Origin of the sequence: Parabacteroides sp. B2-S-102 (assembly GCF_023656665.1) — a bacterium.
Classification (GTDB): Bacteria; Bacteroidota; Bacteroidia; order Bacteroidales; family Tannerellaceae; genus Parabacteroides; species Parabacteroides distasonis.
On record NZ_JAMOKM010000002.1, the window covers coordinates 377460 to 389624 of the forward strand.

Sequence of the window (12165 nt, forward strand, 5' to 3'; positions counted from 1 at the left end):
TTTAATAAGGCCGGGCACTATCGTTTTTACAAAATCTGACCTTACACCGGGTGAGAAGCACCGCATTTCTCCAAGATTCGACCTCGCGCCCGGTGTAAGCCCCGTATTTCTCCAAGATTCGACCACGCGCCCGGTGCGAGGTCCAATATTTCTCCAAGATTCGACCGCACACCCGACGCGAGCCCCGTATTTTTCCAAGATTCGACCGCGCACCCGGCGCGAGGTCCCGCATTTCTCCAAGATTCGACCGCGCACCCGACGCGGGCGGGATATTTGGGAAATATTCAATCCACGTATATCCGGTAGCTCCCCGATCCCAATCGGTACACAGCCTTCCCATCCTTCAATCCCACGGGCGTGATCCCCACCTGCCCTTTCTCCATACGAACGGACTTCTCCGATTTGGCGGGCAGATATAAGGTAGCCGTCGTATTAGCGGGAATGGTTGCCTCGTATATATAGCCCTTCTTTTGGATTTGCCATCCACTCTCGATACGGCCATAGGCGGAATCGTAATGACCCCGGATGAACGAGAAGGTTCCGCCGATACGGGGTTGAAGGATGATGTGCTTATAGGCGGGTTGTTCCTCATCCCGCTGGATACCCAAGGTATAAGCTATCATCCACTCCTCGATAGCGCCATACGAATAATGGTTGAAAGAGTTCATATCCACAGGGCCGAAGCCATTTACCAACGTGTAGGAATTCCAACGTTCCCAAATCGTGGTTGCGCCTTGCAGGACAGGGTATAGCCATGAAGGATAGGCGGTTTGCTCAAATAATTTATAGGCGACATCGTCATAACCATTGTCGGATAATACCAAATTCAGGTAAGGCGTACCGATAAAGCCAGTGGTAAGCGTATAATTATGTTTCTTGATATTCTCTACCAGATGCCGGATCGCCAAGGGTTTGTTTTTCTCATTGAACAGATCGAACTGGAGAGGAACCACGTATGAGGTCTGCGTATCCACGATCTTCGCCTCGGTAGCCGCCGTTCCGGGCCACATACCTACTTGCGAATCCTTGCCAAAGATAGATTCCACCGTCGGGGCGAACGTGCGTCCTTCCTCGTTTACGAACAAGTCGTTAAAAGACCTCTTCACGTTCTCGTAGAAAGTACGGAAACGCCTTTGGTCCGCGTCCTTCCCTAAACGTTTCGCTACCTGCTCCATAATCAAAGCGTCGTAGGCGGAGTAAGCGGTGTTCGTCAACATGGAATTCGTCGGCTCGATAGCCAGCCAATCGCCGAAACCACCGAAGGGCTGTACATAGCGTACGGCACGACGCTCCAAATAATCCATATAAGCGACCATGGAAGCGTAATGCTGTTCCAGAATACGCACGTCTCCGTATTGTTGATACATTTGCCACGGTACGATCACGCCGGCTTCCATCCATCCCATGGCACCTCCGCCATCCTCCGCGCCGTGAGGCGGGAAACCGACTACGGGTATATAGTTCGCGTAACTACCGTCATCTCCTTGATTATCCCGGACCGAGTAGAGCCAACGGGTGTAAAACGGATCGACATTCATATTATAAGTAGCCGTACGAGCGAATACCTGCGCATCCCCTGTCCAGCCCATACGCTCATCCCGTTGCGGGCAATCTGTCGGAACCGACAGGAAATTACCCCGTTGGCCCCAGATGATATTGCTGAACAAACGGTTGACACGCTCGTCCGACGTCTCATAACCGCTCGTCCGCGCACCGATAGATTCCAGCACGATCCCTTTCACCGCCTCCAAGGGTAACGGCTTGTCCAACCCGTGAATCTCCACGTAACGGAAACCATGGAACGTAAAGCGAGGCTCATACGTCTCACCCGCCGCATCCCCTCTCAGGATATAGCGATCCGTGGAAAGGGCGCTCCGGTAATTATCCGTATAGACTTGCCCTTTCTTCTCCTTATACATCGCGATCGTGTACGGGGCGACCGGCTCGGTAGGGATCGTTTCCGGATAATTCATCTCCCCGAAACGGATCGTGATTTCCTGTCCGGCCTTTCCCTTGAAGGTCAGACGGGGAACACCGACCATATTCTGCCCCATATCATAGACATAGACGCCGGGAATAGGCTCTACCATGGAACGGGCGGTGAGGGTCACATTATTTTGTATCGGGCTACCTACATATCCTTGGATCTCCACATTTACCGGAGGAGCGGCGAATAAGGTCGCCGGGTTCCATGACGAGTCATCAAAACCCGGAGCATCCCAGCCGTTCACCTCTTTCCGGGCATCGTATTCCTCTCCATTCTGAAGGCCGTTAAAAGTGATCGGTCCCCGGTCATAACATTTCCAGCTATCATTCGTAACGATCGTTTCACGAGTACCGTCGGCATACTCGATCACGATCTTTCCCAATAAGGACTGGCGGGTTCCGTATTGATCCTGCCAACCGGTAAGGAAACCGCTATGCTCGCTCCACCATCCGGCGCCCAACATCGCCCCGATACCATTATCACCCGGTCGTAGCAAACTCGTTATATCATACGTATTATACATGATACGGTAACGGTAATCCGTCCAACCCGGATTCAGATAATCCTTTCCAACCTTCCGCCCGTTCACCGAGAACTCATAGATACCCCTAGCGGTAGCATATAAACGGGCGCTCTTGACCGGTTTCTCTATCTTTATCTCTTTCCGGAGCATGGGAGCGGATACGTTCTCGCCCGGATACCAGACATTGAGCTTTCCCTCCCCTTTCTCCACATAAGTCTCGGCAGGATTGTACAGAAGCGTATTCCACGTATCCTCGCTGATACGCAAGTTGGAGAATGTAGCGGTCTGCCCTTTAGGTTGCAGGAAACCGATCGCGTACAAGCGGCAATGATAAACCAACTCTCCATCCGGATAAGGATACACGGTGAAAGCCCCTTCCTTGCCTCCCCAGAAATCACCACGGCTCTTCCGTTCTTTCTCCTCGGGAGTCAAAGAGGAATTCACCAAGGTCTTTCCATCGATCTCTATATCCACGAAATATTTCAAGGCATATTGGGCCGTCGTCACCTTCAACCGGATATGATGCACCTTATGCTTATCCGAGGCTGGGATGATAGAGGCCAGACTTTCCGCCGCATCTTGCCTCGTTTTTCCATCTGTGGTATGACGTAAAATGAAACGGGCGTCCCCCGAACCATTCAAGTCCAGTTCAGCAGACACATAATTATCAGCGTCCCTCGACCCAAAGACAAATACGGCTTTATCATTACCCTCGGCAACCCGCACATCATAGTCGATCACATAATGCGAGCGATATTTGGAGAGTTGTGTCTCCGACGAGCCGATCCAACGGGCGCCACTCCATCCGGAACCCAGAAGACCGGTCTCGAACCACGCAGGCTCGGTGGAGGTAATTTCCGTTCCCGATTCATCCCATACGGAAACTTTCCAATAATAGCGAGTGGAAGGTTGCAATGCTTTTCCTTGATAAACTACGCCGACCGATTCCCCGGAAAGAACCTTTCCCGAATCATAGATATAACGCCCGGCAGCCAATTGCTCCGGACTATCGGCCACCCATAACCGATAAGCCTGTCCACAGGCCCCATAGCGATCGGACTCCATCTGCCAGTTAAAACGTGGCTGACTGACATCAATTCCCAGTGGATTGGTTTGATACTCAACCTGTAGGTTCTTCAATACGGTAACCGCACCCAGAGGTAGCCATCCGGCCAGCAACCCTAAGATTATAGACAAAATACATCGTGTGCTCTTCATAATACAAAGAATTAAAATGATAACGGTACAAAAATATCCATTATCATCTTAACTCTTTGTTTCATTTTTGGGAGAAGATGTAGCAGTTTTGACACTACTCAATCTCTCCTACCATCTTGGACGGGTCTACCCAACGATCAAACTCCTCGGCGGTCACATAACCGGACTCGATAGCCGCCTCCCGCAAAGTCTTATTTTCTTGATAGGCTTTCTGGGCGATAGCGGCGGCCTTGTAATATCCTATTTTCGGATTCAAGGCGGTAACCAGCATTAAGGAGCTATCCAGATGGCGTTTGATGTTTTCGTTCACCGGGGTAATGCCTTTTACGCAACGTTCGCTGAAATTCAGGCAACCGTCACCGATCAAGCGGGCGCTTTGCAAGAAGTTCGAGATAATCACCGGCTTAAATACGTTCAACTCGAACTGCCCGTTGGAGCCGGCTATCGAGATTGTCACGTCGTTACCCATTACTTGAGCGGCGAGCATCGTCAATGACTCGCATTGCGTAGGATTCACCTTTCCCGGCATGATGGAGGAACCCGGCTCGTTCTCCGGCAAATGGATCTCACCGATACCGGCACGAGGACCTGAGCCCAACATTCGTATATCGTTCGCGATCTTCATTAAGCTGACCGCTACGGATTTCAAGGCTCCATGCGCCTCAACCAAGGCATCATGGGTAGCTAGGGCCTCGAATTTATTCGGAGCGGTTACAAAAGGAAGCCCAGTCAACTCAGATATCTTCTTAGCGACACACTCGTCATAATTGACCGGGGCGTTAATACCGGTCCCAACCGCCGTACCTCCTAAAGCCAACTCGGAGATATGCGACAGGGAATCCTTTACTTTCCGTATACCATATTCCAATTGAGCCGCATAGCCACTGAACTCTTGCCCCAATGTCAATGGAGTGGCATCCATAAAATGAGTCCTCCCGATCTTCACGATCTTCATGAACTCCTCACTTTTTAGCGCCAACGCACGATACAGACTCTCCAATCCCGGTATCGTCACCTCCGCAGTCACCTTATAGGCGGCAATATGCATAGCGGAAGGAAACGTATCATTGGAGGATTGCGATTTATTCACGTCATCGTTCGGAAGCAGCACTTTCTCCTTATCCGTTAGCTTTCCTCCGCTCAGCACATGTGCCCGGTTGGCGATCACCTCATTGACATTCATATTCGTCTGGGTCCCGCTCCCCGTTTGCCATACGATCAAGGGGAAGGAGTCATTTAATTTACCCGCCAAGATCTCGTCGCATACCTTACCGATCAACTCGCATTTCTCCGGAGACAAGACGCCGGCGTCTTTATTAGCCAAAGCCGCTCCTTTTTTCAAGTAAGCGAACGCCTCTATCACCTCTTTGGGCATCCGGCTAATATCGGTGGCGATCTTGAAATTATTCACGCTCCGTTGTGTTTGCGGCCCATAATAAACGTCCACCGGCACTTCCACCTCACCTAAGGTATCTTTCTCTATTCTATACTTCATGACACATAAGTTTTATTAATCTCTTCTATGTATAAACTATCCGGATATCGAATTGTTTATGTTACATTCACAAGTATATCATGAAAAGACATTTATCATGGAACAGAATTCAGATCATAGAAAAACGGCTTATTTCGCCTCCGATGTTTTTTAATAGTTTTTCTTCTCGTCAATAATGTATTCGGGACGGGCCTTGATCTCGTCAAAGAGGATACCGACATATTGCCCTAACACGCCGACCGTCAATAGCTGCACACCTCCAAAGAAGATAATGGAAGTCATGATAGAAGTCCAGCCAACCTCGGCGTTACTAAAACCATAGATCTTGCCCAACGTGAACCAAACCGCCAAGATTATACCGACCAATACGGATATAAACCCGAGACTCGTCGCCAAACGCAACGGCTTCTTCGAGAAATAAAGCATTGCCGTCGACGCAAATTTCAGCATCTTACTAATCGGATATTTCGTCTCGCCGGCGATACGCGCCTCACGCTCATAATAAAACGGCACTTGGTGGAAGCCCACCCAGCTTATCAAGCCACGGATATATTTTCCCCGTTCCTTAAAACGGTCGAACTCATTCATCACCTTCCGGTCCACTAAACGGAAATCTCCTGTATCCAGCGGGAAATGGACCTCGCTCATATAATTCATCACCCGGTAAAAAGCCTTGGAGGTGAACAGCTTGAAAAGACTCTCCCCTTCCCGTGACTTACGGACGCAATAAACCACGTTGGCATCCTCTCTCTCCTGCACTTCCAGCAGATCCGGAATCAATTCCGGCGGATCCTGCATATCGGCGTCGATGATAATCGCCAAATCAGCGTCACAGTTATTGATACCCGCCGTTACCGCCGGTTGATGACCGAAATTCCGGGAGAAGTGAATCACCTTCACATGAGGATCGGTAGCGGCTATATGATCCAACAAAGAACGTGTCTTATCCTGACTGCCATCATTTATATAGATAATCTCCGTAGGGTTCGGCAACTTTACCAAGACCTCTTTCGTACGCCGATACGATTCCTCGATCACGGCTTCCTCGTTATAACACGGGACTATAACCGCTAACTTCTTCATGCCTTTTAAGCTTTAAAGGTATAAAACTTATTTACTAAAAAATTAATCACCGTATAGAAAGCCATTCCAATCAAGTGGTTGTAGTAATGATCGATCGTAAGTCGGGAATTCAAGATCAGTACCAATCCGTACTGTAAGGCATAACAAATAATGAAAGCGATCGTGAACCGAACCGCCCCTTTCGTCCATCCGGTGGAACTTCCCTTGAAAGTCCATTGCTTGTTCCAGATGAAACTGTTTAATATGCCTGCCACATATCCCGTTAAGTTAGATAAACCTTCCCGGCATCCGAAGAGTTTCATCATCACCCAGATAACGATCATCGTTATCAAGGTATTGCTCAACCCGACTACACCATACTTAATAGCTTGCTTAATCGTCTCCATTCTTACTTATAATCTCGGAAATCTCCTCGGGTGTCAATTCCTTGACATTCGTGATCGTGAAAACATTCGAGAGGAAATCGCCGTATTGGTTACATTCATTGATCACCCGGTCCAACGTGGCTTTTATATCCGTACGCACCGGGATCAAGAACACCAGCTCCACATACTGCTCACCGATCGTCAAACGCTCGATCTCGCAGTCCGTTTTCGGCAGATAATAAGCGAACTCCCGCTCGATTGTCTGCCGCTGATATTCTTGGAAAGGTTTCTTGCCTTTAGACGTCATCAAGACATAGAAACGCAGCTTCTCCCCTTTTCCTCCCAAGCCGGTCGAGATATAAATTTGTTTCTCGTCGGAGAAATCGGACTCTAAGGAGATACGAGACTCCATCAAAGCCATGTAGGCCCAATCTGTCACTTCCGGGTCCGGATGCTGGGTGTATTCCTCCAACAAGCGGTACGCACGGACGGATTTCGAGGTAGCCAATTGAGATAACAAATATCTCTTCTCGGTCTTGTCCGTGGTTTCCTCCGTCAACAAAGTGTTGTACAGGGTCTCGCACTCATCCTCCGATAAGGGACGGGGAGGCCGGTTTTCCTTCCGTACGTTTTCCGAGTATTTGAAATACTCCATCTGAAGTTCAACCGGCACACGCTGTTCTAGTATATGGAAATGTCCCTCCATCCTGCTGAAGGAATCACGGAACTTTTTGAATACATCACCTTCTTCTTTCATAGATCGTCTTTTTTCGTTATTAAACTCCCATAAACAAGAAACAAGAACAAAGGTAATGTTTTTTCCGGAATAAATAAAAATAACGTTATTTAAGCTCCCGCATAAATTAAGAACCCAAGTCCGATCACGAATAAAATAAACATCCCGACATTCAGACGATTGGAAATGGCTGGCGCTCCCTTGAACTCTTTCCAGATAAGGATGCCCCATAAAGCGGAGACTAGCGTGGCTCCTTGCCCCAATCCGTAAGATATAGCCGCTCCCGCCTTCTCTGACGCTATCATACTGAAAGATTGACCGATACACCAGATAACACCCCCCAATACACCCACGAGATGCGTACTCATATCTCCTTTAAAATAACCGGATATGGAGACAGGCTTACCTTCCACCGGATGTTTCATTGCCAATGTGTTAAATAAGAAATTACTAACAAATACTCCTATGGCAAAAACAAATACGGCGGTATAAGGCGTCAACTTCCCGGGTGCCGGAGAAGCGAAATTCTCCATGTCCATGGAAGCGGCGACAAAACGATAGAAAAAGGCCATGATCACGCCGGCCACAACCGATATAAGGATCCCCTTCCCCGATACTTTCTTGGTACCGACCAAGGCTTTCTTATAAGCCAGGCCATTCAAGATGATGGCGACCGTGATTAAGGCTACACCGATAAAGATATAAGTCGGTTCCCCCTTCGCCGCCCCGAAATAGTTAACCAATACGCCTAGCACCAAGGCCAATCCGATCCCTACCGGAAAAGCGACCGACAATCCGCAAATGGCGATCGCCGCAGACAACAAGATATTGGCAGCATTAAAAATAATACCGCCCAAAAAGGCACTCCCTAAACTAGCGAGATTCGCTTGCGCCAAATCCGGCAGGAAACTGCGTCCTTCCGTCCCGATGCTGCCCAAGGTAAAGCCGGAAATCAGAGAAAGGAGCAAGACACCAATCACGTAGTCCCAATAGAAGAACTCATATCTCCAAGTCTTGGAGGCTAATTTCTGCGTATTCCCCCACGATCCCCAACAAAGCATCGTAACGACACAGAATATGACAGCTAAAGAATAATCTTGTACGATATACATAAAATACTATTTAATAGATGGTTGATGCATCATATAATTCTCTATCAAGGAAGCGACCTCCGTAGGCGGCATCTTCTCGATCAAACGAAGATCACGGCCATTGGGATTTGCCACCCAATTGTTAGTCCCCTCATCATCTACGACATGAAAGGTACCTCGCTCTACATCGAAATAAGGCTCATAACCTTTTATAGCGACCAATACCGCCGTATGATCCCAGCTCATGCGCCCTTCCGGGTCTCCCTCCGTGAAACAAAGGGCATACGCATCTTTTACAGGACTGTTCTCCACGTTCATTTGCACCAGTTTCTTTCCGGTCAAGATTACGTTCCCGATCTCAAAACCGCTAAAGACAATCTCTGTAGGCCATTCATCCGCTACGACTTTAGAGGCAGGGACATCGCAATACACATTAAATTCTTTTCCTTCCGGAAACAGGCCCGCCATAGAAACCAAACGTTTCACTTTCTTGGCGACTAATTCCTTTCCGGAGAGATCGCTATATTCATCAGCTCCCGATTGAAGCAAGTCCCTTAAATTAGAGAAGAAACCAATCGTACAAATAACAACGCTGGTATCCGGTTGTTCGCTCAGAATCTTACGGTACACCTTCAGAGCATCCGGAGCGTCGGAAGTCTTCGCCGTATGATGCGGATAGTTAGCGGGTAACTCGTCAGTCCACTTCGTTTTATGCCAAGTAGTCAAGGAAGCCCCCGGTTCGCTCTTTGGTGCCCCTACCGGTATGTCCGGACGGTTGAAATAAGTATTCAACACCTCAATGCAAGGTACCACCCGCTCATCATGGTTGGAGGAAAGAGTCGCAAGGATATTTACCTGACCGCTATCCGCCAAGGCATGCATCAAGGCCATAGCGCCCACATCATCATAGTCCGGACCTAAATCAGTATCTAGAATAAGATTTACCGGTTGAGGCTTATCGGTTTGAGGAATATTTTTCGACACATTTCCCTTACAGGAAATCAACAAGGCAAATAAGCCCATCAGAAACAATGATTTCTTCATAATCTTTATAATTTATTGGTGAACAATCTCTTTCGGAGTATCCGAGTAAATCAGTATCTCGCTGAAATGAACGGAGACATCATTACGTGGATTTAGCCATTTAAACGTAGCCGTATGTTTTCCCTTGGGCAGCTGATACTTCCAGAACAGGTCGTTCCTACGAGTCGTATAGGATGCCGGAAGGTTCGCCGTCTCAACCAGCTCCCCATCTAGGTACATCTCTACTTTCGCTACGTATTTATCATCTTTAGCGTTCACAAAGCCTTTGAATACGGCGCCTGTTCCCTCAAAAGGCAGTTCTCCTACATCGGGCAAATTCTTATTAACCGCCACTTTCTCTATCGGATACATACCCTCGAAAGCCTTCTCGTAACGAACGGCTACAGGTTGCTGGCATTTGATCGTCACCTCGTCACCTGAAACGGAACCGCCGTTGCGCTCTATCACTTGCAACGCTTGATCGAAGCCCATTTGGTAAGTCTTATTCAATGAGATGGTCGTATAGGCAAAATCCATATTCTCCACTTCTCTCAAGTTCTTCATCCAATAATCCGGTATATGGCTATAACCAAGGATTGTTCCTAAGATACCACCCGCGGAGGCTGGGTTGCAATCCGAGTCTTGTCCGCAACGGGTAGAGATATCCAATGTTTTATAGAAATCTCCCTCACCATAAAGCAAGCCGATAAGAATGTATGCGCTATTGATCACGGCATCGATATTGAACGGAACAAAAACACCATCCGGACAACCAATATCCGAGCTCCATTTCTTCTCACATTCAAACCAAGTGCGTTTCCAATCGTCCGGATATTCCTTATGCCAGCGGATCACATCGCTCATACATTTATAATAGATACTTTGCTCCGGTATCGTCTTCAATGCCTCAGTCACGATAAACTCGATATCATCCGAGATAAACGATAACGAATACATCGCCCCGACATACACACCGCCGTACCAACCATCTCCATAATTCATGATATGCCCGATCTTATCAGAAATCTCGGAAGCCGTATTCGGCATACCCGGCGACATCAGTCCGGCATAGTCCGCCTCGATCTGATAATCAAGATCATCCGCATGCGGGTTATTCAGCCAATGACCGGATGCCGGAGGCATGATCCCTTGTAAAATATTATAACGTGCCGACTGGTTAGCATGCCACAACGTATATCCTGCCGTAGCGAACGCCATGGCGAATGAGTCTACAGGAGCATCCAATCCCAACCGGTCAAAGACATCCACGAACGTAAGGTCCATATAAACATCATCGTACAATCCGGGAACATTCTCGTACCACCATTTGATATACCCGTCCGGCCATACGATCGGTACGTATTCCTGAATCATCGTTCCGTTATATTTGAACTCCGTCGGACCGCCATACGTACAGCCTATGGTTTGTCCGGCCCAACCTCCCTTAATCTTATCCATCAACTTTTCTTTACTAATCGTAAACTCAGCGGGAACCGTCGTTTGATCCTTTGCCGAGGGTTGTTGGGAACATGAGGTCGCCCCTACAAATAAAGAGGCAGCCGCTATCATCGCAAATACTGTTTGTTTCATAATATTAGATTGTTTTTTAGATTAATCAAAGATATCTACCTCATTTCGATAAGGAGCGGAAGATTGCGCTCCCACACGAGTCACGGAAATGGCGGAAGCTTTGCAAGCGAATCTCACGGCTTCCCTTAAATCCCGCCCCTCGGCCAAAGCAACCGTTAAAGCACCGTTGAAAATATCCCCGGCTGCAGTAGTATCAACGGCTTCCACTTTTATCGCAGGAACCATATCTACCATGGAATCACAGTAAATCAAAGCTCCTTTTGAACCTAAAGTAATGATTACGTTCTGTACTCCCATCTCCATTATAACTTGCGCAGCCTTCTTCGCGGAAACCTCATCCGTGATCTTCACGCCAGAGATCATCTCTGCCTCTGTCTCATTCGGGGTAATCATATACAGATGCCGGAGTAACGTAGCCGACAAAGTTTGAGCTGGAGCCGGATTCAATATTACCCGTTTGTTCTTCTTCGATGCCATCTTAGCGACAAACTCGACAGTATCCATAGGAATCTCCAATTGCATTAAAATCAAATCGGCTTTTTCTATCGCCTCTTCCGATTTCGCTAAATCAGAAGGTAATAGATTAGCATTAGCTCCGGAGGCCACCACAATACAGTTTTCAGCATGAGCATCCACCGTAATCAACGCTACGCCAGATGGATTCTTCGGATCTGAGAAAATATAGGAAGTATCAATCCCCTCTTCCTCAAATAGCTGCTGGGATTGATGTCCGAATATATCACTGCCTGTTTTACAAATAAACGAGACCTGTCCCCCTAACCGCGCAACAGCAACCGCTTGATTCGCTCCTTTCCCACCCGGGTTCATAAAAAATGTTCCGCCTAATACCGTCTCTCCCGGACGAGGGAGATGATTCGTCTTTATGACCATATCGGTATTGCTACTTCCAACAACCAATATATTATGATTCCGTAAGTCTTTCATGCTTTTCTCTTATTAATCATTCGTTTAACAAAAATATCATATATTCCGCTTGGTACACCAGATTTCATGTTAATTTAAATTCATTCACCGATGTCGCAAATATAAAAAG

Annotated in this window: 9 protein-coding genes; all 9 read right to left on the reverse strand. The window is 47.8% G+C overall.

The window, feature by feature from the left end; genetic code table 11:
- Window positions 1-284 precede the first annotated feature (284 nt).
- The 9 genes from NBH07_RS04415 to rbsK all read right to left on the reverse strand — a co-directional run bounded on the left by NBH07_RS04415 (window position 285) and on the right by rbsK (window position 12056).
- Entirely contained in the window at window positions 285-3728 is a 3444-nt protein-coding gene (locus NBH07_RS04415) for an alpha-L-rhamnosidase (protein ID WP_156682396.1), read from the reverse strand.
- A gap of 94 nt (window positions 3729-3822) precedes the next feature.
- A complete protein-coding gene (gene fumC / locus NBH07_RS04420; RefSeq protein WP_008779616.1) occupies window positions 3823-5223 on the reverse strand; it encodes a class II fumarate hydratase in 1401 nt (466 codons plus the stop codon).
- Between the two features lie 150 nt (window positions 5224-5373).
- Entirely contained in the window at window positions 5374-6306 is a 933-nt protein-coding gene (locus NBH07_RS04425; RefSeq protein WP_005866377.1) for a glycosyltransferase family 2 protein, read from the reverse strand.
- A 5-nt stretch (window positions 6307-6311) separates the two neighbouring features.
- On the reverse strand, window positions 6312-6692 hold the full coding sequence (locus NBH07_RS04430) for a GtrA family protein (RefSeq protein ID WP_005858065.1): 381 nt from the start codon (window positions 6690-6692) through the stop codon (window positions 6312-6314).
- A complete protein-coding gene (locus NBH07_RS04435; RefSeq protein ID WP_005866375.1) occupies window positions 6679-7428 on the reverse strand; it encodes a hypothetical protein in 750 nt (249 codons plus the stop codon). The genes NBH07_RS04430 and NBH07_RS04435 overlap by 14 nt, the downstream gene beginning before the upstream one ends.
- A gap of 89 nt (window positions 7429-7517) precedes the next feature.
- Window positions 7518-8519 carry a GRP family sugar transporter gene (locus NBH07_RS04440; protein WP_008774266.1) on the reverse strand — a complete coding sequence of 334 codons (1002 nt, stop codon included), beginning with the start codon at window positions 8517-8519 and terminating at the stop codon, window positions 7518-7520.
- A 6-nt stretch (window positions 8520-8525) separates the two neighbouring features.
- On the reverse strand, window positions 8526-9542 hold the full coding sequence (locus tag NBH07_RS04445) for a nucleoside hydrolase (RefSeq protein ID WP_057325922.1): 1017 nt from the start codon (window positions 9540-9542) through the stop codon (window positions 8526-8528).
- Window positions 9543-9554: 12 nt separating this feature from the next.
- Complete coding sequence (locus NBH07_RS04450; RefSeq protein ID WP_156682397.1) at window positions 9555-11111, reverse strand: ADP-ribosylglycohydrolase family protein; 1557 nt, start codon at window positions 11109-11111, stop codon at window positions 9555-9557.
- 21 nt (window positions 11112-11132) lie between these two features.
- Window positions 11133-12056: a ribokinase gene (gene rbsK / locus NBH07_RS04455; protein WP_156682398.1), complete on the reverse strand. Its 924-nt coding sequence runs from the start codon at window positions 12054-12056 to the stop codon at window positions 11133-11135.
- Window positions 12057-12165 lie beyond the last annotated feature (109 nt).

Coding starts and splice junctions, on each gene's coding strand:
- NBH07_RS04445 (WP_057325922.1), bottom strand. CDS start 9,542: ATGAAGAAATCATTGTTTCTGATGGGCTTATTTGCCTTGTTGATTTCC.
- NBH07_RS04415 (WP_156682396.1), bottom strand. CDS start 3,728: ATGAAGAGCACACGATGTATTTTGTCTATAATCTTAGGGTTGCTGGCC.
- NBH07_RS04435 (WP_005866375.1), bottom strand. CDS start 7,428: ATGAAAGAAGAAGGTGATGTATTCAAAAAGTTCCGTGATTCCTTCAGC.
- NBH07_RS04425 (WP_005866377.1), bottom strand. CDS start 6,306: ATGAAGAAGTTAGCGGTTATAGTCCCGTGTTATAACGAGGAAGCCGTG.
- NBH07_RS04440 (WP_008774266.1), bottom strand. CDS start 8,519: ATGTATATCGTACAAGATTATTCTTTAGCTGTCATATTCTGTGTCGTT.
- fumC (WP_008779616.1), bottom strand. CDS start 5,223: ATGAAGTATAGAATAGAGAAAGATACCTTAGGTGAGGTGGAAGTGCCG.
- NBH07_RS04430 (WP_005858065.1), bottom strand. CDS start 6,692: ATGGAGACGATTAAGCAAGCTATTAAGTATGGTGTAGTCGGGTTGAGC.
- rbsK (WP_156682398.1), bottom strand. CDS start 12,056: ATGAAAGACTTACGGAATCATAATATATTGGTTGTTGGAAGTAGCAAT.
- NBH07_RS04450 (WP_156682397.1), bottom strand. CDS start 11,111: ATGAAACAAACAGTATTTGCGATGATAGCGGCTGCCTCTTTATTTGTA.